Below are 24,619 nucleotides of genomic sequence, written 5' to 3' on the forward strand. Positions count from 1 at the left end.
TGCCACCGCGTGTGTATCGGACCGGACAGCGCGACGGTGCTCACCCGGCGCGCGCGGTCTGACCAGCACCCGCAGCTGTACGGCTTCTCCGAGCTGTGGCACGCACCGGGCGCGCTGTCGCGCGAGCAGGTGCAGGAGATCCTGACTCGGACGACGGCCGACATCGACGCCGCGCTGCAGGACCCGAACGCGACGGGCATCGGCCGGTAGCCCGGCCGCGTACAGCGGTGACCCGGGGGTAGCTGGGTGGGTCATGTCGGGTGCTCCGCCTGCTTCCAACCGATGGTCGGTGCTGTCGAACACCACGCTCGGCATGCTCCTGGCCACCGTGAACAGCTCCATCATGATCATCTCGCTGCCGGCGATCTTCAACGGCATCCACCTCGACCCGCTCGCCCCCGGCAACGTGAGCTACCTGCTCTGGATGCTGATGGGCTATCTGCTCGTCACCGCGGTGCTGGTGGTCAGCCTCGGCCGGCTCGGCGACATGTACGGGCGGGTGCGCGTCTTCCGCGCCGGCTTCGTCGTGTTCACCGCCGCCTCGGTCGCGCTGGCGCTCACCCCGTCGGGCGGGCGCGCCGGCGCGCTGTGGCTGATCGGCTGGCGCCTGCTGCAAGGCGTCGGCGGCGCGATGCTGATGGCCAACTCCACGGCGATCATCACCGACGCGTTCCCGCCGCGGCAGCGCGGCACCGCGCTCGGCGTCAACCAGGTCGCCGGCCTCGCGGGCAGCTTCATCGGGCTCGTCCTCGGCGGACTACTCTCGGCGTGGCACTGGCAGGCGATCTTCTGGGTCAGCGTGCTGGTCGGCGCGGTCGGCGCGGTCTGGGCATATCGCAACCTGCGCGCCACCGCACCGCCGCCGCGCGAGGTGCGGATCGACTGGCTCGGCAACGTGAGCCTGGCGACCGGCCTGACCCTGCTGCTGGCGGCGATGACGTACGGCATCCAGCCGTACGGCGGCCACACCGAGGGCTGGACCAACCCGCTCGTGTTCGGCGGCCTGGCCGGCGGTTGCGCGCTGCTGGTCGCCTTCTGCGTGGTCGAGACCCGGGTAGCACAGCCGATGTTCGACCTGCGGCTGTTCCGCATTCAGGCGTTCTGGGCGGGCAACGCCGCCGCGCTGCTCAACGCGATCGCCCGCGGCGGGCTGCAGTTCATGCTCATCATCTGGCTGCAGGGCATCTGGCTGCCCCTGCACGGCTACGACTTCGCCGAGACCCCGCTGTGGGCCGGCATCTACCTGCTGCCGCTCACGATCGGCTTCATCGCGGCGGGCCCCGTCTCCGGCCACCTGTCCGACCGGTACGGCGCCAAGCTCTTCGCCACCGGCGGCCTGGTCCTCATGGCCCTGACCTTCGTCGGCCTGCTGCTGATCCCGGTCGACTTCCGCTACCCGGCGTTCGCGGCCCTGCTGCTGCTCAACGGGGTGGGCTCGGGGCTGTTCTCCGCGCCGAACACCACCGCGGTGATGAACGCCGTACCGGCGGCGCAGCGCGGCGTCGCGTCCGGCATCCGGGCCACCTTCCAGAACGCCGGCATGGTGCTGTCCATCGGGCTGTTCTTCTCGCTGCTCATCGCCGGGCTGTCCGACTCGCTGCCGGCCACGCTGCACGGCGCCCTGGCCGCCGAAGGTGTCCCGGGGCCGGCGATCGACCGGGTCACGGCCGTGCCGCCGGTGGGCATGATGTTCGCCGCGTTCCTCGGGTACAACCCGCTCACCGCCCTGCTGAGCGCCGCCGGCGTGCTGCACTCCCTGCCCGCCGCCACGGTGGCGACGCTGACCGCCCGGACCTACCTGCCCGGGGTGCTGGCCGGCCCGTTCCACGAGGGGCTCGTCGTGGTCTTCGTGCTCGCCGCCGGCCTGTCCGCCGCCGGGGCGGTGGTCTCCCTGCTGCGCGGCGGCGCGTACATCCACGAGGAGCTGACGGACGAGCACGTCCACGACGAGCAGCTCTGCCTGGACTGCGACTGCACCTGACCGGCTCCGCGGCCGGTGCGGACGATATCGTGCTACGGCGTGACAATGGTACGAACCGCTCCGGCGTCCGCGGAACGGCCCGTCTTCTTTCCGTCCATGGGCGAGTACCCGGTCTACGACGATGGCGTTTACGACGGATTCGATGCCGTCGACGAACGATGTCATGCATACCGGACCGCGTTGCGGCGGGTCGCGCCCGGCAAGGTCGTGCTGGACGTCGGAACGGGACGAGACGCGCTGTGGGCAATCGAGTCCGCGCGCCGCGGAGCCCGGCACGTGTATGCGATCGAAGCGCAGGCCGAGGTCGCGGCGCAGGCTCGGCTTGCGGTGTCTCGAGCCGGCATGGCGGACCGGATCACCGTGATCACCGGAAGCTCCATGGAGGTGGAGCTTCCCGAGCCGGCCGAAGTATGCGTCTCGGAGATCGTCGGCAACATCGCCTCGGCGGAGGGCGCTCTCGCCGTTCTGGCCGACGCCCGGGCGCGACTGTGCGCCGCCGACTGCGCCTGGGTTCCGTTCCGCATGCAGACGTGGGCCGTCGCCGTGGACCTCACGCGCGCGGCCGACGACATCGACTACGCCATCGCGACGGAGAGCGTGCCCTACTTGCGGAAGATCTTCACCTCCGTCGGCCACCCGTTCGACGTGCGGCTCTGCCTGGCCGGACCGGTACACGACATCGGAGTGTCGTCGGCCGCGCCGGTCGAGTCGGCGATCTTCGACAGCCGGCAGGACATGCCGACGGCGGAAGCTACGACCATGACCGATCTTCGCGTCGACGTGCCCGCGGCCCGGCTGACCGGCCTGCTGCTGTGGAGCCGGGTCGCCGTCTTGTCGCAAGGGCCCGAGATAGACACACTGACCAGCGATACTCGCAGCTGGGCCCCGGTGTACGTCCCACTGTCCCTGCCGGGCATCCCCGTTGATGCCGGCGGCATCGTTCGAGTCTCCTTCCGCCGGCGCCTCAGCGACGACGGCGTCCATCCCGATTACGAGGTCTCGATCGACCTGCCCGGCGCAACCGGCGTCGCGGAAATGGAAACCTGGTCGAGCCGGCACCACGGCCGGCAGTTCCGGGCTTCACCCTTCTACCGCTACCTGTTCCCCGCTACGTGAGGAATGGACGTGTCGGATTCGCCGACCTGTCACGCGGAACAACCCACCCCCGAGGGTAGGTAGGCCCGGATCGCCTCGAGGGTAGGTAGGCCCGGATCGAGAAGGTGAGGCCGGCCGGAGCCGGAACGAGCGAGCGTCTGAGCTGGTTGCGTTTGAAGGGATTCGCCATGTCGTCGACTGAAGCCCTGCTCGCCATCCTCCTGATCCTGCTGGTCCTCGCCGGTGTCGCAGCGGCGACGCTCGGCCGATTCCGCCCTTCGCGGCGGCGGCGTGGGCGGCGGCTCCGCGGTGTCAGCAGGACAGGCGAGGTCGCCATGTATGACGACGCGATCGATCCGGCGGCGGCCAGCGCGGCAGCACCGCCGTTTCAAGCACCACCACCCATGGAAGCCGACGCTACCGGTGCCCCGGCCTATGCGACACCACCGGGCGGCGACGTCTACGGAACGGACGAAACGGACGCGCAGCAGGCAACCCGCCAGCCACGGGCGGCCGATGACCCGCGGTCGCAGCACGCCGCCGCGCAGCTGCCGGGGATCTGGGACACTGCGCAGGCCGAGGATTTCCGGCGGCGCTGGCACAAGGTGCAGAACCGGTTCGTCGAGGACCCACCGGGCAGCGTCATCGAGGCTCGGCAACTGGTGGACGAGGCGTTGAAGGCCCTCGCCGACAGCGTCTACAGCCGCGAACAGCAGCTCGAACACGGCAGCGCGCGGGCGTCCGACAGTATCGCGGGCATGCGCGACACCGTGCTGCAGTACCACAGCCTGCTCGATCGGTTGTTGTCCGTCTGAGCTGCCAGCCGGGGCGTTCCACCAGCGGCGTGGTGTCAGAATGGCAGGCGCAGCAGGGCGTTGACGCGTTTGCCCCGGAACAGTGGAACCGGTCCCTGCCGGATAGACCGCGCCAAGAGATCCCGCCACGGATATTCGGTGACGTGGCCCCGCAGCAGCTTGAAGTGGTCGTTGGCGCGCTTCGGCTCGCGGCTGAGGGCGTACCAGGCCGCGGCGTGGTTGTGCGCCAGGAACTCGTCCGGTGTCTGGCAGGGTTGCATCGGCAGCAACCCGCTCGCCCGGTACGCCTGGGCACGGCGTTCGGGGTCGCGGGCGAACGCGCGACGATGGCCATGCGACCACCAGCGCTGGATCCCCGCCACGAAGACGAGCGCGGGCAGCAGCGAGCCGGCGGGCGCCTCGGCGGTCCACGTCCGGACCTGCTTGTCCACGGCTTGCATCGAGCCGCCCCATTGCGGGCCGAGCGCGGCGATCGCATGGCGATGGCCAACGAAGCTCTGCGGCGCTCGCGCTTCCAACTCGTCGCGGCGGCGGACCACCTCGTCGGTGCCGACCTGCTGGCCGCGTGCCATGCTCAACAGGAACAGCCACGGCGCGGCGTCGCCCGGGTCGGACTGTGCGGCGGCCCGGCAGTAGGCCTCTGCATTGCCGAGGATCGAGATGAAGTCCAGCAGCTGCTGCGGCTTCGTATACCTGGCTTGCAATCTGCCGCGCACCTCCCAGGCGCGGTTGATCTCGACGGCGCCGCGGACCACGAGCGCGGTCGGGTTGTCGGGGTCGTCGCGGACCCAGTCGTCGAGGCCTTCCGGCACCGACTTGCCCGTCCACTCGGTCAGCGTGTCCGCGGCGACACGTACCCGCTCGATGTGGTCGTCGGGGCCGGCCAGCCCGGCCGTCAGCACCGCACCGAGCGCGGGAAGATCGCGACGAAGGGCGGCCTTCTTGACCGCGCGAAGCTCGGGTCGGCCGAAGGTGATGTCGAGACGTGCCATGGGTTCTCCGATGGGCGCGGGGACTACAGGTAGCTGCTTGCCGCATTGTGCTTCGCGACCAGGCTCGGGAGTTCGTCCAGCGAATCGATGCGGAACAGGCACTGCTCAGTCACGGCTGGGATGTCGAGGATGTGACCCCACGGACCGCGCCGGATCAGGCACGTCTTCATGCCGGCCTCCCTAGCCGGGCGTGCATCGTTGTCGGGCCGATCGCCGACGTACAGGATCGAAGACGCATCGCCACCGCCTTCGCGAATGACCCGCTCGAAAAAGGCCGGCGACGGCTTCTCCACGCCCCAACCGTCCGACGTGCCGATCACGTCCACGGGGAGGCCGAGAGCACGGAGGATCGCCTCAGCATGAGCCGGCTGGTTGCCGGCCAAGCCCACGAACAGGCCCTGATCCTTCAAGGAGGTCAGGCACGGTCGCGCGTCGGGGTAGAGATCCGCTTCGCCGAACGACTCCGGCTTGCCAGCAGCAGCTCGGCGCTCGCGCTCGGCCGCGAGATCGAAGCTGGGCCGGAAGACCCGGAACGTCTCCTGATAGTCCAGACCCCGGGCGATCACCGCACCGAAGACCGCCGAAAACGTGTGCCGTGGAACGCCGAGCCAGTCCGCCCAGGTCTCGAACTCGCGGGACTCGTCGAGAATCGTCCCGCCGACATCGAAAAAGATCGCGCCGATCACTCGCGCTCCTCCGTCACGGTCACGCTGCCAGTGGATCATAGACGGGATCGCCGGGACCTCGCTCATGACCATCACGGGGCGATAGGCGCCTGGGATGGCCTGGCGCACCGGGGGATCACTCAGGTGAGGCGCGCCGCGCCGACGTACGAGGCGGTGGCAGAGGTGCCAGAGTAGGTCCAGGGCCCGTGCCGAGGCCGCGTACGGCGCGCGGGCGGGTGACGGCGCGTACGGGCGGGTGAGATGGGACGGGCGACCGATCGTGCACGGCGTGTGAAGGCCGACCCGCGGAGCGAGATCGCGGCGGCACCGGCGGTCGGCCGGGTGCGCGGCAACGGGCCAGCGGTCGGCCGCGTGCGCGGCCCCGGGTTGGACGACCGCCGGACGACGTTGGACGACCGCCGGACGACCGGGCCGGACGGCCGCCGGGCCGCTCCTGGCGTCTACCTCGGATCGGCGCACCGCCGGCGGATCCGCCGGCGCCGGGCGCTGCTGGTATGCGTGCTCACCGCCATGCTCCTGGCCAGCGGCACGGTGGTCACGGCCGCAGTGCTCGCCGGCCGGTTCGACCGCGCGGTGAACCACGCCGACCTGCTCGGGGACGCCCGGTCCGGGCCGCATCAGGCCGTCGCCGGCCCGCTGAACTTCCTGCTCATCGGGTCCAACTACCGCGCCTGGGACCCGAGCAACGGCGAGCGCGCCGACTCGATCCTGATTGTGCACGTGCCGCGCAGCATGGACCGCGCCTTCCTGGTCTCGGTACCCCGCGACCTGTACTACACGATCAAGCCGTACCCGCCGACGCATTTCGGGGGCAGCACGGAGAAGATCGACGCGGCACTCAACTTCGGCGGCATGCCGCTCATGTCGCAGAGCGTCGCGGACCTGACCGGGCTGCGGTTCGACGGTGCGGTCGAAGCCCGCTTCGACGGCTTCACCAAGGCAGTGCAGGTCCTCGGCGGGGTCGACATGTGCGTGGACGAGAAGACCGTCTCGATCCACATCGGCCACGACAAGAGCGGCAAGCTCGCCACCCCGTACACGGAGACCGAAGCCGAGCCGATCCCGGTGCCCGGCGTCACGCCGCAGGTGTACTACCCGGGCTGCCAGCATCTGGCCGCGTGGCAGGCCCTCGACTTCGTCCGGCAGCGGGAGCTGCTGCCCAACGGCGACTACGACCGGCAGCGCCACCAGCAGCAGTTTCTGATGGCCGTGCTCAAGCAGACCACCTCGGCCGGCACCCTGTCCGACCCGGTCAAGCTGGACCGGGTCCTGCAGGCGATCGGCAAGTCGCTGACCGTGGACACCAACGGCACGTCCGTGGCCGATTTCATCTTCGCGCTGCGCGGCATCAAGGCCGACTCGCTGGTCGGGCTCAGGACTCCGTCGCACCCGGAGATGATCGGCGACACCTCGTACGTGATCGGCGACCCCGACATGGACGAGCTGTGGCAGGCGATCCGCGACGACACGCTCGCCGACTACGCGGCGGCCCACCCGCAGGACGTCAACTCGCTGCACAACGCCGTGCCCGCCGCGCGGAAGTAAGCGCGCACCGAGGCGCGGGCCGTGACGCGGCTTGAGCCCACGCAACGCCGACCAGAGCAGACTCACTGGGCCGGATCGCTGGCCTGGCCGAACGGGACCGTGGGACCGATGCGGCGTGCTGATGGGGACCGCGGGGGAGCCGCGTCGTTCGTACACTGCGGTGGTGGTATTGACGGCGTATGACCGCGGGCTGCTCGCGGTGCAGCGGCAGGACTACGCGGCGGGGCGGGCGGTGCTGGAGACAGCCCGCGACGATGTCGCGGCGTTGATGCTGCTCGCGCGGCTCGCCGGGGACGGGCTTGGGGAGCCGGCGGACGCGCAGCGGAAGCGGGCGCTGTACGAGCGGGCGGCCGCGCTGGGTAGCGCGGAGGCGGCGTACAACCTTGGGGCTATCAGCGCGAATGAGGAGCGGTACGCCGACGCGCTCGACTGGTACGCGCGGGCTGCGCAGCGGGGTGATGCTGGCGCGCTGCGGATGCTCGGGCTGATGCACCTTATGGGGCAGGGCACCGCGGTCGATGACGCTGAGGCTGAAAGGCTGTGGCTCGCCGCGGTTGAGGGCGGGGATACACGGGCGCTGCTCGACCTCGGACTGCTGTATCTGCATCACCGAGACGACCCGGTGACCGGCACGCAGTGGCTGCTGCGCGCTGCCAAGGCGGACAGCGTGGCGGCGTGGCGCGAGCTGGAGCTGGTTGGGCCTCGGCTACGCGCGCGGGCGGACGGGGACGACCGGGCCGCAACGCTGCTCGGCGTGGTGCTCGCGTTCCACCTTGGCGACCCGCTCGCCGGGGTGGGGGTGCTGGAGGGCCCGGCGGGACGCGGCGACCCAGAGGCGCAGCGGGCGCTGGCGTTCCTGCTGCACCGAAACCCCGCGGTGGAGCAGGACGAGGCGCGGGCGATGACGCTCTACCGTGCCGCGGCGGAGGCCGGCGATGCCTACGCGGCGTACAACCTCGGCGTTAGCGCACATGACCCGCAGGAGGCGATCCGCTGGTTGCGGCAGGCCGCGGCGGCCGGGATCACCGAGTCGTACCCCTCCCTCGGCGACCGCCTCAGCGCACTCGACCTGGATGAGGAAGCGCTGAGCTGGTACCTGCGCGGCGCCGCTCACGGTCACAAGGGATGCATGTTCGCGGCCGCCTGCTGGTTCCGCGACGGCTTCGGCGGGCCGGTCGACCTGGTGCAATCGCTGCGATGGTACCTACAGATGCTCGACGCCGGCAGCGGCGACGGCATCCACGAGGCGCACAAGATCGTGCCCCGGATGAGCGACGACGAGATCCACGAGGCGGGCCGGCTCGCGGGACGGATCCTCGAGGCGGACGTGTTCGTCGCGCAGCGACACGACACCGTCGGGCGCTGATCAGGCGTGCGGATCGACATGAACGCCCGGGAAGAGAACGGCGATCCGGAGGTTTACATCATGCAAGCTGTGCAACCGGACCGCACGACGACCGTGGGGCTGTGCCTCAGCATGCAAGGGCGTTGACGTGCCGGCCCGGATCCTGCTCAGCTCGGCGGCGGTCGTCGCCACACTCGCCCTGCCCGGCTGCGCCCGCCCGGCCGTCGCCCCCGATGGCCCGCCGGCCGGGGACGCCATCACCACCACGGTGAGTTTCGCCAGCAGCGGGAGGCCGTACGGCCCGCTCTGGCTGGCCGACGGCCTGTACTTCGGGGTCGAACCGAGGGACGACAACGACCCGCACCAGCTGTGGCGGTGGCGCGACGGCGCGGCGGCCGCGGAGCGCGTCGACGTCAAGGCCGAACGCTGCCACCCCGCTCTGCTGCGGCCGGAGCGCCGGCCGGGCGGGGAGCTCGCGGTGGCCGCCGGCTGCTACGTGGCCGGCGTCTTCACCACCCGGATGCTCGCCGTCGATCGCGGCAGCGGCGCCACGTCGGTGCTGTTCCGGTCGGTGCCGGGCCTGGGCGCCGTGGTCTGGTCCGGCGACACCGCGTACTCATCGGTGTGGTCGGGGCCGTGTGTCGGCGTGGTGCGGCTGGCCGGCGACCGGCTGGAGGCGATCGAGACCGGGCCGTCGTTCGACGGGCTCGCCTGGCCGGCCAGCCGGTGGGCCGCCGAGGGGGCGAAGACCTGCCCCGAGACCGGGCGGGTCAGCTTCCCGGTGACGCTGGACGGCACCGCGAAGGTCGCGGCACTGGCCACCCGCGACCCCGGCGACGCGGCGGCGTGGACGCTCTACCTCGCCGATGCCGATCTCACCGGTGCCGCGACGCCGCTTGCCGGCGGCTTCTCCGCCGTCATCCAGGTCGCGGCCACCCCGGACGGCTCGCGGTTCGCGGTCGCGGCCACTCGCGACGGTCGGGCCGGGCTGTACACTGTGGACGCGGCCGACGGTGCGGTACGGCTGGTGCGAGCCGGAAAGTTCTCCGGCGCCGCGCTCTCCCCGGACGGCCATAAGATCGCCTCCATCGCCCTCGACGGAGGCACGACCCGGCTGGTCGTCTTCGTTCCCTGACCCAGGCGCTTCTGCTCGCAGCCAGCGCCTCTCCGCCGTCACGGAACAGGTCGCAGCCGCCGGACGACGTTGCGTCGACGTTTCCCTTCGACGCAGGTGATCATCGGGTGGGGCCGCGGGCGTCTGCGGCGGAGCTTGCCTTGCTGCGAGAGCGTCTGCCGTGGGCGCCGGACGGACTGGTCGCGCTGCAGCGATGGGTCGGGCCGGTCTCGTTGCCTGACATCGGCAACGGCTACTTCCTCCACCCGGTTGACGGTCTGATCGGCTGCCTCGATCATGACGGGTACGCGGATCAGATCGCCGAGCCGCTCATCGATTGCGTCGACATCGTGGTCTTCGGTAGCAACGGCAGCGGAGATTTGTATGCCATCGCAACCAAGGACGGCTCGGTGTTTCGGCTGCGGGATGCCGAGTACCTCCGAGGCATCTATCACGGCAGTGAGCGCGGCATCTCAGTGGTCGGCGATGACCTCCGCGAGTTCCTCGAGCGCTTCCTCGCCGCCGTGGCGGGCCTTGCTCATGACGGCGTCACCGACCTCTGAGCAACGCCTATTGCTTCCGATCGGCATCCGGGCGATCGGGCAGATGCGGTGGCACCCGAGTTGCGGGCCGCGGAGTGCCCCTTGCCCGCCCTCGCCGTCGTGAATCTGCACCCGGTGGTGTGCCGTACTCAGTTCGCCGTCACTTGTGTGCCGTGCTGGGCTTGCGGTGTGTATCGGGGAGTCGAACCCCACGCCTGCCCGCGGCGCGCCGGAGAAAGGAGCCGAATTACCCGCCGGCTCTCGGGTCCGTGCACGCCTTCACGTCGGCTACCTGCTCCGCGTCCCGCGTCTCAGTCGAGCAGCTCGGCCTCCCAGTTCGTGCGCTGGATGAGGGTGTCAACCTCGCGCAGCTGCCGGGCCAGATCGTCGGCCTCACCCCGCAGCTCGGCCACCGGCAGCGCCGAGATCATCTTCAGCTCGGACCGCAGCTGACGGTACCCGCGCTGCCCCTCCCCCGCCGCAGCGCCCGCAGCGGCGGTCACGACGCCGTGCCGCAGACGCAGCACGTCACGGCGGGCGAGCGCATCGGTGAGCGTGCCGCCGTCGACCACGGTGGCGGCGTTGGTACGGTTGATCCGCCGGATCAGCGACTCCAGCTCGTCGAGCACCGCGCCGACCTCGGCGAGCAGCGCCGCCGCGTCCTCGGCGGGCGTCTCGCCCTCTTGGAAGCGGGCGCTGGCAGTGATGCGGGCCCGGAGCTGTTCGACTCGGCGCGCCGCATCCGCACGCAGCGCAAGAGCCTCCGCGAGTTTCACGGATACCAGTATCACCCAGGATGATCGATCACGCCGCCCCACAGGCAGTCGCCCGCGCGGTCGGCTCGACCCTCGCCGAACAGCGCCCGCATCGCGCCCCGCGTGGGCTCTCTCGTTCGCCGTGCCCACATCTTGTGGAGGCCGTAGCAGCAGAGAACGCAATGGTCCGGCCGCCGTCCCCGTGACGACACGCACCGCGATCGCAGGTCGGGAAGGCTGGCCGGGTTTGAGCCTCGCGACCGCACCGTCGACAGCAAGCACGCAGCGACCCTGGCGCTGGCTCGTCGAGTCTCAATCGTCGGTACGCAGACCCAGGGCGCTATGGAGGATTGCGGCTGGCGGGACGTCGCCGCGGTGAGGAGCGAGCTTGATCAGTTCGGCGCGGAGATCAGTGGCGGGTTCGCCGAGCACGATGGCCGCGATGACGAGCTCGAGCATGATCCGGTCACGCTCGGGGGAGATTCTGCGGTGCTTGGCGGGGTTCGTCTCCACAACAGCGGCGGTGATGCGGTGACCAGCCGGGGTGTCGGAGAACGTGGCTTCGTAGATCGTGTGCCCGGTCCAACTCCGTAGGAAATGTGCGACGTGTCCCTCCACAAAGACGTTCCATTTCTCGTCCATGCCGCGCGACTGGTAGCCCAGCTGGATGCGTTGCCACTGCTCACCGGTCCAAGCCCGATCGGGCAGGAGTTCCATAGTCTGCGGATCGACGACGGGCTCGACCTTTCGAAGGGAAGATCGCGTTACTGCTGCAGCCGGCATGCAGCGATCGTATGCGCTGCGGAACTGCAGATGCCCCAGGCCCAGCTGGGAGTCCAGCACCCGCGCTCCTGATTTGCGGTGATCCCTATGCTGAGGCCATGGTCGATGCCGCACGAGGCCGCAGCGAGGTCCTTCAAATGCTCAGGCGTGCCAGCACTCGCGTACTTCTCGTCGTGTTCGTGTTGGGTGCCACCAGCGGGGCGGTGGCGACCTGTTCCATGACGAGCGGCAGAGGAGTGCCGACCGTCGTGCGGGGGACGGTGAGCGGGGTCGCGGCCGACTCCGACAACGGAGATGTGACGGCGATCGCGTTCAGATTCGACGGCCACGACTACGCGACGCCCGACGAGGGTGAAAGCGTCCCAGTGGTTGCGCACGTTCCATGGACCGACGCGGCAGGCGAAAATCATGGGGGCGACCGTCCCGTGTGCCTTGCTCCTGGCAAGTACGGCCAACGCGTCGAACTCGGCGTCCTTGACGTCCGGGGAGAGGGCAACTGGTACACCCAGCTTGTCGTGTGGGTTCATTGTCTTTCCTGACCAAACCGAGCCCTTTCGGCCATTCCACAAGCCCGAGACCCTCACCGGAGGCCGACGGCGGAGGTTCTGCCCGTGCGGGAGCGGCACGGACAGAACCTCCACAGAACGCGGGCGTCAGGCCGGCACGAGCTGCCATTGCTGGTTGATGCCGCCGTTTGCGGTCCATTGCACGACCTGGGCGCCGTCGTTCGTGGCCTGGCCGTAGACGTCAGCGAGCAGACCGCTGGCCGCGCTGACGATGGTGAAGTAGCCGTCCGTCGTCGGGCGTAGGTACCACTGCTGGTTGGTGCCGCCGTTGGCGGTCCACTGCTGCAGTTGCAGGCCGACGGTCGTGCTGCCGCCGTTGACGTCGAGGACCTTTCCGGTCGGCACGTACCGCAGCGTGTACGCGCCGCCGGAAGCGGTGGCCACGGTCCACGAGCCGGCGCCGGTCTGCTGTACCACGCCCGCGCCGTCCACAGTGGAGTTTCCGGCCACTGCGAGGGGCTTGCCGCTGTTACGGTTGACGATGCGGTAGTTCGTCCCGGCTGTCGGAGCGGTAGCGATCTCGAACCGGTCGATGGTGGCCCAGTTGTGCGTAGCGCCGGCGCGCTGGCTGCCGGTCGCGCGTATCCGGACGGTGTGCGTCCCCGACGACAGCCGCGGACTGGTCCACACTGCCACGTCGCCGGTGCGTACGGTGGAGTACTCGTCCACAAGCGTCTCGGCGCCGCCGTCGACGGACACGCCGATGATGCCGTGCCCGGGGTCGGTGACCGCGTGCAGCGTGAGGCCGGTGCCGACGAACGACAGGGTGGCGGTGTTGCCGGCCACGTCGGTGTAGGAGTTCGTGCCGGCGTAAGGCCCGGACTCCCCCGTGGCGTGCCCCCAAGTCCCGGTGTACGTCACCCGCGGATCGGCGTCGTCCACATTGGACCCATTGGTGCCGAGGGTGAAGTACTCGACCGAGTCGGTGAACGTCGTGGCGCCGTTCTTCGTTGTCGACAGGGTCAGGTAGATCCGTGAGCCGCTCGTCGGGGTGGTGAACGAGATCGGCTGGGCGACCCGGGAGCCGAGCGGGATCGTCAGGTTGGTGGTGCCGGACGCGATGACCGTGCCGTCCGGCCGGTCGAGCCGGGCGGTCCAGGCCAGGCCGACCGATGTCCCGGCGAAGTCGTCGTTGAAGACGGTGATGGTCCGGTTCACCGGGGCGTTGTAGGCGTAACTGTCCACGGCCTGCGGCAGCGGGAACGTGCCGCCGGCGTCCGACATGCCGGAGGCCGACCAGTACGGCAGGTCGATCGCGGCGATCGGGTGGAACCCGGCCTGGATGCGCTGGATCTGCGGGTTGCTCCACGGATCGGGCAGGTTGTCCGCGCCGTAGACCGGGTGCCCGCCCTCCTCGGGAACGAAGTCGGTGGTCCGCACGCCGGGCACGAACCCGGCCCAGCCCGACAGCAGCGTGTACGGCCGCAGGTCGCTGGCGTCCTTGCCGCGCTTGGCGGCCGTCAGCGTGGCGAACCACTCGAAACCCTGCTTGGTGTTGCACTTCGGCCAGATGAACTCGGTTTCCCCGTCGGGCCGGCCGGGCGTGGACACCACCCGCTCGGTGTAGGCGCCGAGGCCGTCCAGGTAGTGCGGGAACGAGGCGAAGTTGGCGTACCGCATGTTCGGATACTTGTTCGGGTCCTCGCCGTCGACGATGATCGGCCGGGTGCCGTCGCTGCCGTTCATGGCCGCGTAGAGGTCCTGCTCGAACTGCTCGGTGTCGCCGCTGAGGCCGGGTTCGTTGCTCTGGCTCCAGCGCATGACGGCCGGGTGGTTGCGGTCGCGCAGGGTCAGCGCCCGCGCATGGCCGACCATGTTGTCGTGCCCGGCCTGGAAGTCCTCGCGGCCGTTGGAGCCGCGGATCGCGGTCTCGTCGACGAGCATCAGGCCCATCTCGTCGGCGATGTCGAGCATGTACGGGCTCGCCGGCTCCTGGTGGATGCGGACCACATTGTAGTTGAGCCGCTGGTAGTTGTCCACCGCCTGCGGCCAGCCGCCGTTGCCCGCCGACGGCGGCAGGAACCCGGGCAGCGTGTCGTAGGCGTCGCCGACGCCGCCGTTGTCGATGCGGTCGTAGTCGGCGCCCTGGAGGTTGTCGCCCCGGTAGTTCACGCGCACGCCGTTGAGGTAGTAGTACTCGCCGTTCTGCGTGCTCTCCCGGAACCCGAACCGGTACAGGGCGTCGCTACTGCGCCCGTCGTCGGTCGCGGCGTGCACCGCCAGCCGGTGCAGCTGGGCCCGGTATCCCGCGCGGTACGGCACGTTCGGCCACCAATACGAACCAGTGCCGAGGTTCCAGGCGACCGGACCGACCGTCACCCTGGTCGTCGAGTGCGCCGCGACGGATACGGTACGGCTGGGCAGCCCCGGATACGTGAAGGACCCGCCACCGTCGGAGGACAGCGCGCCGGTCAGCGTCACCGTGCGGGCGCTCGCCGAGGTGTTGGTCACCGACACGTCGTAGGTGAGGCTCTGGTTCGCCACGGACGTGCGGATGAAGGCGTCGCTGACGTACACCGCCGGATAGACGCGCAGGAACGCGGAGCGGAAGATGCCCTGCGGTACGGCCTCCGACCATTCCGCGGCCGTCGGTACCAGATACTTGCCGTTCGCCGGGTTCTTCAGCGCGTCGCGGCCCTTCACGTCCACCGAGATGGTGTGCGTCGTGCCGGGCGCGGCGAAGGCGGTGATGTCGAAGTTCGTCGGCGTGAAGGCCGTCGTCTGTGTTGCCACCACCTGGCCGTCCACCGACAACGTCGCCTGATGGTTCACCGCGCCGAACTCGATCCACGTCGACTGCGGCTGCGCCGAGTTCGGCACCGTGATGGTCCGCGAGTACACGGCGTGCGAGACGTCGGTGAAACCCTGCTTGTACCAGCCACCGCCCGGCACGGTGATCGACGTCGTTGCCCGGCCCTCCGGGGTGAACGACCACCGACCGGTCAGATCCACCGAGGCGATCGCGGCATTGCCGGCGTTGAAGCCGTCGACGGTGGGTACCGCCGCCATGGCGGAGTGCTGCGCCCCGACGACCACGGCTGCGGCCCCGGCGATGAGCGCGACGACGACGACCGGACGGCCGGCCACACGCCAGCGCCGATCCGGAGGACTGTTCTGAGGCATGAGGATTCCTTTCCCGGACGGGGCCGGCGCGGCATGGCGGTCGCGCCGGCTCACGAACATCTGGCTGCCCACCCGCGACCAGCGTCAGGAGTTGGCGACGGCCGCGCCGAGCAGACCGATGCCGGGACAGTTGGTGGCAAGCGTTGCAACGGCGGCGCGGGCGCAGCCGATCGTGCACGGCCGCCGTGCCGTGTGATCGTCAACACCATGCGCCGATCGTTGCCGAAGCCCAGGGATCTCCCGTGGGACACCATCGGAACGCACAGTGGACGCTGTGAATGTTAGCGCTCTCAAACGCAACGTCAAGCGTCAACCATCACGGCAGGCGATAGCCGCGGCCGACGACGGTGACGATCGGGTCCGGTTCGCCGACTTTCTGGCGCAGGGTTTTGAGCGTGGTGCGCACGGCGGTGGTGAACGGGTCGGTGTGTTCGTCCCAGACCCGGTCGAGCAGGTGTTCCGCGCTGACCAGTTCGCCGTCGGCACGCAGCAGCTCGGTGAGCACGCCGAACTCCTTGCGGGTGAGCGTGATCGCGCGGCCGCCGCGGCGGACTTCGTGGCGTCCGACGTCGAGGGTGAGGTCGCCGCGGCGGAGAACGGTCGCTACCCGGCCCGGTGCCCGCCGGCCGAGTGCGGTCACGCGGGCGATGAGTTCGGCGAAGGCGAAGGGTTTGGCGAGGTAGTCGTCGGCGCCGAGGTGAAGACCTTCGACCCGGCTGTCGAGCGACGCCGCCGCGGTGAGCATCAGGATGCGTGCCGGGGAGCCGCGGCGGATGAGCGCCCGGGTCACGTCGTCGCCATGCAGGACGGGCAGGTCGCGGTCGAGGACGACGACATCCGGTACCAGATCGGTGGCGCGGCCGACGGCGGCGGCGCCGTCGTGAACGACGTCGACGATCATGTCGTGTTCGCGGAGGCCGTCGGCGATCAGCCGGGCGAGGACGGCGTCGTCCTCGACGACCAGGACCCGCAGCATCAGGTCACCGGGCCGGGAAGGTGACGGTCACGGACAATCCCCCGCCGTCGCGTGGGGTGAGGGTCCAAATGGCACCGTGCGCGGCGACGACCGCCTCGACGATCGCCAGCCCCAGCCCGGCGCCGGAGGAGCCGGCGCTGCGCCCCTCGCCCCGCTGGAACGGCTGGCGCAGCGCGGCCACGTCGGCCGGATTGACGACGGGGCCGGTGTTCTCGACGCGCAGCCACGAGCTGTCGGCGTCGTGGCCGGTGGACAGCCACACGGCGCCGCCGGCGACGTTGTAGCGTGCGGCGTTCTCCAGCAGGTTGCGCAGCACGAGCTCCAGCTGCACCTGGTCGGCGACGCAGGGCGCCGGTGCGAGGTGCTGGTGCATCGTCGGGGCGTCCGCCGGCCAGGCCGCCACCACGGTGGCGGCCTCGGTGGCGAGGTCGACCGGCTGACGCGCGGCGCCACGCTGCGTGTGCGCCAGTTGGAGGAGGCTGGTGAGCATTGCGTCGCTGCGGGCCGCGGCCGTGGCGATCGTGTGCAGTGCCTGGCGGTATTCGTCCTCGGATCGGGTCTGGCGGGAGAGGGCCATTTCCGCGGCGGTGCGGATGATGGTCAGGGGTGTACGCAGTTCGTGTGAGGCGTTGGCGACGAACAGTCGCTGCCCGCGGAACGCCCGGGCGAGCCGGTCGAGCATGGCGTCGAACGTGTCGGCGAGCGTGCGGACCTCGTCGCGCGGTCCGCGCAGTCCGATCCGGGCGTCCATGGTGTCGTGCGACAGCGCCGCGGCCGTGTTCGTGATCTGCCGCAGCGGCTGCAGCGCGCGGCCGGCGACCAGCCAGCACAGCGCCAGTGACACGGCGGCGAGCGCGGCGAAGACGCCGCCGGTCTCGATGACGATGGTGCGCAGCGCATCGGTACGGGCGACGGTCGTGGCCAGTTCGAGCGCGGCGACCGGCTGCACGGTCGCCGCGATGACGGCGTCACAGGGCAGGGCGGCCGGTACGTCCGCGGCCGAAAGATCAGCGACCAGGGCGTCACTGGCGGTGAAGAACTCACGTCGCACCAGCAGGTACATCAGGGCGAGTACTGCCGCGCCGGTGGCCGCGAACACGGCCGCGTACCACAGCGTGAGGCGCCCGCGGATCGTAGTAAGCCTGGTCATCCGCCCATTGTGGTCCCTGCCAGGTGGTATCCGTGTGTCGTCACGCGACACGGTGGTACCACGGCCGGACCCGAACGATGGCGGCATGACGAAGTTCAAGATCGTGGCGCCGGCACTGGCACTGGCAGCCATCCTCCTGTCCGGCACCGTTGCGTGCTCCGCCGGCAAGCCGAACGCCGGCCCGGTGGCGCCGGCCGGGAGCGACCAGGAGCAGGCGCTGAAGTTCGCGCAGTGCATGCGCGACCACGGCGTGGACATGCCCGACCCCCGCGACGGACACATGGTCACCGGCGACCTTGGCACCCCAGGCACCATCAACGGTTCGGGTGCGGTGGAACTACCCAACGCCGACGGCGCGGCGTTCCAGGCGTGCCGCGAGTTCCTGCCCAACGGCGGGGAGCCGCGCAAGCTCACCGCCGCCGAACTCGAACAAGGGGTGCGGTACGCCCAGTGCATGCGCGCCCACGGCCTCGACTACCCGGATCCCAACCCCGCGGGCGCACTGGACGTGCCTGGCATCCCCGTCGGCGACGAGGCGGCGATGCAGCGCATGGAGGACGCCGCCCGCGAGTGCGACGCCGTCAACAGCCCGGCGCCGGCGAAATGAGCCGGCGCATCGTCATCGGCGTCGTCGCCGGGGCGGTCACCGTCGCGGTGGCCGTGCTGGCCACCCTCGGCTACGGCGGCCGCGGCGCCAGGGACGCTTCGCCGGCCGCGCCGCCACCGAAGACCGCAGCGGTGACCCGCACCACGCTCGTCGACGCGGTCCACCTCACGGGCAAGGTCGGCTACGGTACCGCGGAGCCCTTTGCCGGCCGGCTCACCGGCACCCTGACCAAGGTCGCCGCGCCGGGCACCCTACTGCGCCGCGGCGACGTCGCGTACCGCGTCGACGACCAGCCGGTCGTGGTGCTGCTCGGCGAGATCCCCTCGTACCGGGAGCTCGCCGTGGGTGTTAAGGGTCCCGATGTGAAGCAGTTCAAGGAGAACCTGCGGGCGCTGGGCTACCGCGGCTTCACCGTCGACTCCGTCTTCGACGGCTCGACAGCGGTCGCCGTCAAGCAGTGGCAGAAGAAGCTCGGCCTCGCCGAGACCGGTTTCGTGGAGCTTGGCCGGGTCACCTACCTCGCCGCGCCGGTCCGGGTCGCGGAGCAGAAGCAGCGCGTCGGCGAACAGGCCGCTCCCGGCACGCCGGTGCTGACCGTGACCGGCACCGACCGTAGCGTCACCGTCGAGCTCGACGATAAGAAGGCGGCCCTGGCCAAGGTCGGCACCAAGGTTCAGGTCCAGCCGGCCGGCGGGAAGACCATCGACGGCACCATGGCCGCCGCGGAGACGGTGCAGGACGGCGGGCAGACCAAGACCGTGCTCACGGTCAGCGTGGCGGACCAGTCCGCGCTCGGCGGGAACGACGGCGACTCCGTTGACGTCGTGGTGGTGCGGGCCGAGAAGAAGGACGTGCTGACCGTGCCGATCGTCGCGCTGCTGGCCGTCGGTGACGGCTACGGCGTGGAGGTGTTCAGCGGCGGCGGCCGGCGGATCGTGCCGGTCACGGTCGGCATGTTCGCGCAGGGCCGGGTCGAGGTCAGCGCGCCCGGCCTCGGCGAGGGCACTCAGGTCGGGGTGGCCGGGCAATGACCATCCTGTCCCTGATGGACGTCCGTAAGCAGTACCCGGGCGGCGTCGTGGCCCTCGACGGCGTCTCGCTGGACGTCAGCCCGGGCGAGCTCGTCGCGATCGTCGGCCCGTCCGGCTCCGGCAAATCCACGATGCTGCACCTCGCCGGGACCCTCGACCGTCCCACCAGCGGCCACGTCCGGGTCGCCGGCCACGACGTCTCCAGACTCGCCGACCGCCGGCTCGCGGGACTTCGCGCCCGCACCATCGGGTTCGTGTTCCAGCAGTTCCACCTCGCCGCCGGTGTGTCGGCGCTGGACAACGTCGCCGACGGGCTGCTCTACCTCGGCGTGCCACTGCGGCAGCGCCGGGAGCGCGCCCGTGCCGCCCTCGAACGAGTCGGGCTCGAGCACCGCCTGACACACCGCCCGCACGAACTGTCCGGCGGGGAGCGGCAACGCGTCGCGATCGCCCGCGCGGTCGTCGGCTCGCCGCCGCTGCTGCTCGCCGACGAGCCGACCGGCAACCTCGACAGCGCCGCCGGCGCCGGCGTCCTGCAGCTGCTCAGAGACCTGCACGCGGCCGGAACCACGGTCCTGGTCATCACCCACGACCGCGAGCTGGCGGCCGGACTGCCGCGCCAGGTCGTCATGCGCGACGGCCGCATCATCGCCGACACCAACAGCACCGACATCCCGTCCGAGACCATGCCCGCCGCCGGTGGGCCGCACGGAGGCCAGCATGAGTGACCACCGGCCCCCGCGACGGCGCCGGCGCGACGGCGAGCCACGGCCGGCCCGGCTGCGGCCGCTCGACGTGGCCCGCGTCGGCGCGATCGGTCTGCGCACCCGCCCCGTCCGCGCGGCGTTGTCCGCGCTCGGCATCGCCATCGGCATCGCCGCCATGGTCGCCGTCGTCGGCATCACCGCCTCCAGCCGGCTCGACCTGGCACACCGCCTCGAGCGCTACGGCACGAACCTGCTGACCGTGACCCCCGGCGTCAACCTGCGCGGCGACGAGGCGCGACTGCCGGCCGAGGCGATCGGCATGATCGCCCGCATCCCCGACGTCGAGCATGTCTCCGCCACCGGCAAGGTGAACGCCACCGTCTACCGCACCGACCGTGTGCCGGCGAGCAACACCAACGGCATCCTGGTCCTCGCCGCCCGGACCGACCTGTGCGCCGCCGTCGGCGCGACAGTCGCCGACGGCGCCTGGCTCAACACCGCGACCGAGCGCACCACCGCGGTCGTCCTCGGCGCCACCGCCGCCCGATACCTGGGCATCCATGTCGCCGGCCCGGACGTGCGAGTCTGGCTCGGCGGGCAATGGTTCACGGTCGTCGGAATTCTGGCCCCGGTACCGCTGGCGGCAGAGCTCGACAGCGCCGCCTTCGTCGGCTGGCCCGTCGCCCGCGACCAACTCGGCTTCGACGGGTACATGAGCACCATGTACACCCGGATCGCGCCGCACGCCGTCGACGACGTGCGCGCGAAGCTGGGCCGCACGGTGAACCCCGAGCATCCCAACGAGGTCCGCGTCGAGCGGCCCTCCGACGCCCTGCGGGTCAAAGAGGCCACCGACCAGACGTTCACCGCGTTGCTCCTCGGCCTCGGCGCTGTAGCCCTGCTCGTCGGCGGCGTCGGCGTCGCCAACACCATGATCATCTCGGTGCTCGAACGCCGCGGGGAAATCGGCTGGCGCCGCGCGCTCGGCGCGACCAAAGGCCAGATCCGCATCCAGTTCCTCACCGAGGCGCTGCTGTTGTCTGCCCTCGGCGGGGCCGGCGGCGTGCTCCTCGGCGTCGCGGTCACCACCGGCTACGCACTGACCCAGGGCTGGCCGATCACCGTGCCCGGCTGGGCCCAGGCCACCGCCGTCGGTGCCACCCTCGTCATCGGCGGCGTCGCCGGCCTCTACCCAGCCATCCGCGCGGCCCGCCTCGCCCCGACCGAAGCGCTCGCCGTACCGTGACCGCGCGCCGGCGTACGCCGCCGTCGACCGGGAACGGAAAACCGCGCTGAGAGAGGCTGGTAGCAGAGCCTTCGCGAGGAGGAGGCGGTGTCCGCTTTCGCGCACCTGCATGTCGTCTCGGGGTACTCGCTGCGCTATGGCGCCGCGCTCCCCGGGCGGCTGGCGGAGCGCGCCGCCGAGCGTGGCATCAGCGCGCTGGCGCTGACCGACCGGGACACCCTGGCCGGCAGCATCCGCTTCGCCAAGGCCTGCGCCGCCGCCGGGGTGCGCCCGCTGTTCGGCGCCGATCTCGCCCACGCCCGTTGCGCCGCGCCACACCACCGGCCCGTCACCCGGCACACGGCACGCGAGCGGGCGCTCGCCGCCGACAGCGCACCCCGCGTGGTCCTGCTCGCCGAAAACCGCAGCGCCTGGGCCGCGCTGTGCCACCTGATCAGCGCCGCCCACGCCCATCCCGAAACCCCGCCCCTGCTCGCCTGGGCCGACCTTGAGCGCCACGCCACCGGCCTGACCGCACTCCTCGGCCCCGACTCCGAACCCATCCAGGCCCTCCACGCCGGCCATCCCGACCGGGCGGTGGCCCTGCTGGCACGCTGGCGTGAGATCTTCGGCCCCCGCCTGCGCCTCGAAGCGGCCTACTACGACCCGCGGGGCACCGGGCCCGGCTCACTGCCGCTGGCCGCCCGCACCCTCAACCTGGCCGCCGAAGCGGGCATCGAGGCGGTACTGGCCGGTGCCGTCCGCTACGCCGATCCCGACCAGGCGCCCGTCGCCGACGTCCTGGACTCCGCCCGCCGCCTGACCCGCATCGACCCGCAGCACACCGACCGCGGCGAGCGCTGGCTCAAACCACCCTCCGCCATGGCCGCCATCGCCGAGCACGTCGCCCGCGCCGCCGGCCAGGACGCCGCACGCCTGCTGGCCGCCACCGCCCGCTGCGCCGAACAACTGCGCGTGGAGCCCGAAGGCGACCTGGGCCTCGGCCAGGTCCACTTCCCCGAACCGGAGCTGGTCGGCGCGAGCCCGGCCACCGCGGCCCGCCTGCTGGCGACCCGCTGCCAGGCGGCCATGGCCGAGCGCGGCTACGACCACGACCCGGCCATGCTGCGGCGCCTGGAGGAGGAGCTCGCCGTCATCGAGCACCTCGGCTGCCCCGCCTACTTCCTGACCGTCGCCCAGATCGTGGAAGACACCCGGCGCCTGGGCATCCGGGTCGCCGCCCGCGGCTCCGCCGCCGGATCCCTGGTCGTCCACCTCCTCGGCATCGCCACCGCCAACCCCGTCCAGCACGACCTGCTCATGGAGCGCTTTCTCTCCCCGCGTCGCACCACCCTGCCCGACATCGACATCGACGTGGAGTCCGCCCGCCGTCTGGAGGTCTACCGCGCCATCTTCGACCGCTTCGGCCCCGAACGGGTCGCCACCGTCTCCATGCCTGAGACCTACCGCATCCGCCACGCCATCCGCGACACCGCCACGGCGCTCGGCCTCGACCCGGCCGAGACCGACCTCCTGGCGAAGGCGTTCCCCCACATCCGCGCCAAGGACGCGCGTACCGCCCTCGCCGAACTGCCCGAACTGCGCACCGTCGCCGCCCGCTACGCCGGCTGCACCAGGCTGTGGGACCTCGTCGAGGCCCTGGACGCACTGCCTCGTTCGATCGCCATGCACCCCTGCGGGGTACTGCTGTCCGACCGCACACTCATGGACCGCACGCCGGTGGTGCCCAGCAGCGGCGAACACCTGGCGATGTCACAGTTCGACAAGGACGACGTCGAGGACCTCGGCCTGCTCAAACTCGACGTCCTGGGCGTGCGGATGCAGTCCGCCATGGCCCACGCCGTCGCCGAGATCAACCGCACCACCGGCCGCCTCGTCGACCTCGACGACCTCAGCCAGGTTGCGCCCGAAGACCCCGCCGCCCTCGAACTGATCCGCTCCGCCCGTACCCTGGGCTGCTTCCAGCTCGAAAGCCCCGGACAGCGCGACCTCATCGGCCGCCTCCAGCCCACCACCATCCACGACCTCGTGGTCGACATCTCCCTGTTCCGGCCCGGCCCGGTCGCCGCCGACATGGTCCGCCCCTTCATCGCCGGCCGCCACGGCCTACGCCGCCCTCACTACCCCCACCCGGACCTCGTGCCCGTCCTGAAGGAGACCTACGGCGTCGTCGTCTGGCACGAACAGGTCGTCCGGATCATCGCCCAGCTCACCGGCTGCGACCGGGCCACCGCCGACGAAGCCCGCCGCGCCCTCGCCGACACCGCCCGCCAGGAACAGGTGCGCCAGTGGTTCACCACCCAGGCCCGCACCCGCGGCTACCGGCCCGCGGTCATCCAGCAGACCTGGCGGATCCTTGAGGCGTTCGGCGCCTACGGCTTCTGCAAGGCCCACGCCGTCGCCTTCGCCGTTCCCACCTACCAGTCCGCCTGGCTCAAAGCCCACCACCCCGCCGCGTTCTACGCCGGCATCCTCACCCACGACCCCGGCATGTACCCCAAACGGGTGCTGCTGGCCGACGCCCGGCGCCACGGCATCACCATCCTGCCCCTGGACGTCAACCGCTCCGGCGCCGACTATCGCGTCGAACCCCTCGACCCCCACCACCCCGACCAGGGATACGGCCTGAGACTCGCCCTCTCGGACCTCTACGGCATCCACGCCGCCGAAATCGCCCGGATCACCGCCGGCCAGCCCTACACCTCACTGACCGACCTGTGGCAGCGCGCCCGCCCCAGCCGGCCGACTACCGAGCACCTCGCCCAACTCGGGGCCCTGGACCCGCTCGCCCCGGGACTCACCCGCCGCGACACCCTCCAGCACATCGCGCAGCTCCACCACCGCCCGCGAGTCCACGCCGCCCAGCTCACCGTCCCCGGCACCGACGCCCGCCCCCACACCGCCGGCTCGCTGCCCGACCTGACCGACCGTGAGAAACTCCATGCCGAGCTCGGCCTCCTGCGCATGGACACATCCCGCCACCTCATGACCGAGTACCGCCCATTGCTGGACGAACTGCGTGCCCTGCCCGCCAACCGCCTCACCGACCAGGCCGACGGCGCGGCCGTCCTGGTCGCCGGCGCGAAAGCCGCCATACAGACCCCGCCGATCCGCTCCGGGCGCCGCGTCATCTTCACCACCCTCGACGACGAAACCGGCCTCGTCGACCTCGCCTTCTTCGACGACACCCACCCCACCTGCGCCCACGCCCTCTTCCACTCCTGGCTGCTGGTGGTCCGCGGCATCCTTCAGCGACGCGGGCCGCGCAGCCTCACCGTGGTCGGCACACACGCGTGGGACCTGGCCGCCGTCCACGCCGCCTGCCGGGCCCTCGGCCCCGACGCCGTCCGCCAACTGCTCGCCGCCGCACCCGCCCCCGACCGCCCCGGCCTGCGGTTGTCCACCGACCTGCGGCCGGCCCTGGCCGCCAGCACCCGCCTGCAGCCCGCGAGATGATCCGTCCCAGCGGCTCAGCGCCCTCAACCACAATGGCCGGAAAGTAACCCTTTCCGGCCATTTCCACGGGGGGCACGCGCGGCATGCGTATCCGCGCCATGTCC

General features: G+C 71.1%; 22 protein-coding genes. 15 read left to right on the top strand and 7 right to left on the bottom strand.

Features of this window, described 5'->3' with window-relative positions; all coding sequences use genetic code 11:
* The first annotated feature begins 9 nt into the window (after positions 1-9).
* The 4 genes from ACGFI8_RS21365 (at position 10) to ACGFI8_RS21380 (ending at position 3,891) form a co-directional block, all read left to right on the top strand.
* Positions 10-210 carry a hypothetical protein gene (locus ACGFI8_RS21365; RefSeq protein ID WP_392807228.1) on the top strand — a complete coding sequence of 67 codons (201 nt, stop codon included), beginning with the start codon at positions 10-12 and terminating at the stop codon, positions 208-210.
* A gap of 79 nt (positions 211-289) precedes the next feature.
* On the top strand, positions 290-1,981 hold the full coding sequence (locus tag ACGFI8_RS21370; protein WP_392807229.1) for an MFS transporter: 1,692 nt from the start codon (positions 290-292) through the stop codon (positions 1,979-1,981).
* Between the two features lie 39 nt (positions 1,982-2,020).
* Positions 2,021-3,097 carry a hypothetical protein gene (locus ACGFI8_RS21375; RefSeq protein ID WP_392807231.1) on the top strand — a complete coding sequence of 359 codons (1,077 nt, stop codon included), beginning with the start codon at positions 2,021-2,023 and terminating at the stop codon, positions 3,095-3,097.
* A 167-nt stretch (positions 3,098-3,264) separates the two neighbouring features.
* Entirely contained in the window at positions 3,265-3,891 is a 627-nt protein-coding gene (locus ACGFI8_RS21380; RefSeq protein ID WP_392807233.1) for a hypothetical protein, read from the top strand.
* A gap of 35 nt (positions 3,892-3,926) precedes the next feature.
* Here the strand turns inward: ACGFI8_RS21380 and ACGFI8_RS21385 are convergent, their stop codons facing one another.
* Both ACGFI8_RS21385 and ACGFI8_RS21390 read right to left on the bottom strand, forming a co-directional pair.
* A complete protein-coding gene (locus tag ACGFI8_RS21385; RefSeq protein ID WP_392807235.1) occupies positions 3,927-4,883 on the bottom strand; it encodes a hypothetical protein in 957 nt (318 codons plus the stop codon).
* Between the two features lie 23 nt (positions 4,884-4,906).
* Positions 4,907-5,569, bottom strand: a complete 663-nt coding sequence (locus tag ACGFI8_RS21390) for an HAD family hydrolase (RefSeq protein ID WP_392807237.1) — start codon at positions 5,567-5,569, stop codon at positions 4,907-4,909.
* Between the two features lie 270 nt (positions 5,570-5,839).
* Here ACGFI8_RS21390 and ACGFI8_RS21395 point away from each other — a divergent pair, with 270 nt between their 5' ends.
* The 4 genes from ACGFI8_RS21395 to ACGFI8_RS21410 all read left to right on the top strand — a co-directional run bounded on the left by ACGFI8_RS21395 (position 5,840) and on the right by ACGFI8_RS21410 (position 10,136).
* The gene (locus tag ACGFI8_RS21395) at positions 5,840-7,114 is read left to right on the top strand and encodes an LCP family protein (RefSeq protein WP_392807239.1); all 1,275 of its coding nucleotides are present in this window, start codon (positions 5,840-5,842) and stop codon (positions 7,112-7,114) included.
* A gap of 163 nt (positions 7,115-7,277) precedes the next feature.
* On the top strand, positions 7,278-8,480 hold the full coding sequence (locus ACGFI8_RS21400) for a tetratricopeptide repeat protein (protein WP_392807241.1): 1,203 nt from the start codon (positions 7,278-7,280) through the stop codon (positions 8,478-8,480).
* Positions 8,481-8,607: 127 nt separating this feature from the next.
* Positions 8,608-9,594, top strand: coding sequence for a TolB family protein (locus tag ACGFI8_RS21405; RefSeq protein ID WP_392807243.1), 987 nt, complete (start codon positions 8,608-8,610; stop codon positions 9,592-9,594).
* A gap of 140 nt (positions 9,595-9,734) precedes the next feature.
* Positions 9,735-10,136 carry a hypothetical protein gene (locus ACGFI8_RS21410; protein ID WP_392807245.1) on the top strand — a complete coding sequence of 134 codons (402 nt, stop codon included), beginning with the start codon at positions 9,735-9,737 and terminating at the stop codon, positions 10,134-10,136.
* Positions 10,137-10,426: 290 nt separating this feature from the next.
* Here ACGFI8_RS21410 and ACGFI8_RS21415 read toward each other — a convergent pair whose 3' ends face one another.
* Together ACGFI8_RS21415 and ACGFI8_RS21420 are read right to left on the bottom strand one after the other, a co-directional pair.
* Positions 10,427-10,891 (bottom strand): DIP1984 family protein, encoded by a 465-nt coding sequence (locus ACGFI8_RS21415; protein WP_392807247.1) that lies wholly within the window; start codon positions 10,889-10,891, stop codon positions 10,427-10,429.
* A 291-nt stretch (positions 10,892-11,182) separates the two neighbouring features.
* A complete protein-coding gene (locus ACGFI8_RS21420) occupies positions 11,183-11,713 on the bottom strand; it encodes a hypothetical protein (RefSeq protein WP_392807248.1) in 531 nt (176 codons plus the stop codon).
* A gap of 38 nt (positions 11,714-11,751) precedes the next feature.
* On the opposite strand from ACGFI8_RS21420, the gene ACGFI8_RS21425 reads away from it, so the two are divergent.
* Positions 11,752-12,192: a hypothetical protein gene (locus tag ACGFI8_RS21425; protein ID WP_392807250.1), complete on the top strand. Its 441-nt coding sequence runs from the start codon at positions 11,752-11,754 to the stop codon at positions 12,190-12,192.
* Between the two features lie 114 nt (positions 12,193-12,306).
* Here ACGFI8_RS21425 and ACGFI8_RS21430 read toward each other — a convergent pair whose 3' ends face one another.
* A complete protein-coding gene (locus ACGFI8_RS21430) occupies positions 12,307-15,342 on the bottom strand; it encodes an RICIN domain-containing protein (RefSeq protein WP_392807251.1) in 3,036 nt (1,011 codons plus the stop codon).
* Between ACGFI8_RS21430 and ACGFI8_RS21435 the strand changes: the two genes are divergently transcribed.
* Entirely contained in the window at positions 15,341-15,538 is a 198-nt protein-coding gene (locus ACGFI8_RS21435) for a hypothetical protein (protein ID WP_392807253.1), read from the top strand. The two genes, ACGFI8_RS21430 and ACGFI8_RS21435, sit on opposite strands and share 2 nt — an antisense overlap.
* Positions 15,539-15,658: 120 nt before the next feature.
* On the opposite strand, the gene ACGFI8_RS21440 is transcribed toward ACGFI8_RS21435, so the two are convergent.
* Both ACGFI8_RS21440 and ACGFI8_RS21445 read right to left on the bottom strand, forming a co-directional pair.
* Positions 15,659-16,315, bottom strand: a complete 657-nt coding sequence (locus ACGFI8_RS21440) for a response regulator transcription factor (protein ID WP_392807367.1) — start codon at positions 16,313-16,315, stop codon at positions 15,659-15,661.
* Positions 16,316-16,322: 7 nt separating this feature from the next.
* A complete protein-coding gene (locus tag ACGFI8_RS21445) occupies positions 16,323-17,468 on the bottom strand; it encodes an ATP-binding protein (RefSeq protein WP_392807255.1) in 1,146 nt (381 codons plus the stop codon).
* 85 nt (positions 17,469-17,553) lie between these two features.
* Here ACGFI8_RS21445 and ACGFI8_RS21450 point away from each other — a divergent pair, with 85 nt between their 5' ends.
* The 5 genes from ACGFI8_RS21450 (at position 17,554) to ACGFI8_RS21470 (ending at position 24,515) form a co-directional block, all read left to right on the top strand.
* Positions 17,554-18,075, top strand: coding sequence for a hypothetical protein (locus ACGFI8_RS21450; RefSeq protein WP_392807256.1), 522 nt, complete (start codon positions 17,554-17,556; stop codon positions 18,073-18,075).
* Positions 18,072-19,106, top strand: coding sequence for a peptidoglycan-binding protein (locus ACGFI8_RS21455; protein ID WP_392807258.1), 1,035 nt, complete (start codon positions 18,072-18,074; stop codon positions 19,104-19,106). Before ACGFI8_RS21450 ends, ACGFI8_RS21455 begins: the two co-directional genes overlap by 4 nt.
* A gap of 2 nt (positions 19,107-19,108) precedes the next feature.
* The gene (locus ACGFI8_RS21460; protein ID WP_392807368.1) at positions 19,109-19,834 is read left to right on the top strand and encodes an ABC transporter ATP-binding protein; all 726 of its coding nucleotides are present in this window, start codon (positions 19,109-19,111) and stop codon (positions 19,832-19,834) included.
* Positions 19,827-21,059 (top strand): ABC transporter permease, encoded by a 1,233-nt coding sequence (locus ACGFI8_RS21465; protein WP_392807260.1) that lies wholly within the window; start codon positions 19,827-19,829, stop codon positions 21,057-21,059. Before ACGFI8_RS21460 ends, ACGFI8_RS21465 begins: the two co-directional genes overlap by 8 nt.
* A gap of 87 nt (positions 21,060-21,146) precedes the next feature.
* Positions 21,147-24,515 carry a DNA polymerase III subunit alpha gene (locus tag ACGFI8_RS21470; RefSeq protein WP_392807261.1) on the top strand — a complete coding sequence of 1,123 codons (3,369 nt, stop codon included), beginning with the start codon at positions 21,147-21,149 and terminating at the stop codon, positions 24,513-24,515.
* The last annotated feature ends 104 nt before the right edge of the window (positions 24,516-24,619 follow it).

The organism is Dactylosporangium sp. NPDC048998 (genome assembly GCF_043197855.1).
Taxonomy (GTDB): Bacteria; Actinomycetota; Actinomycetes; order Mycobacteriales; family Micromonosporaceae; genus Dactylosporangium.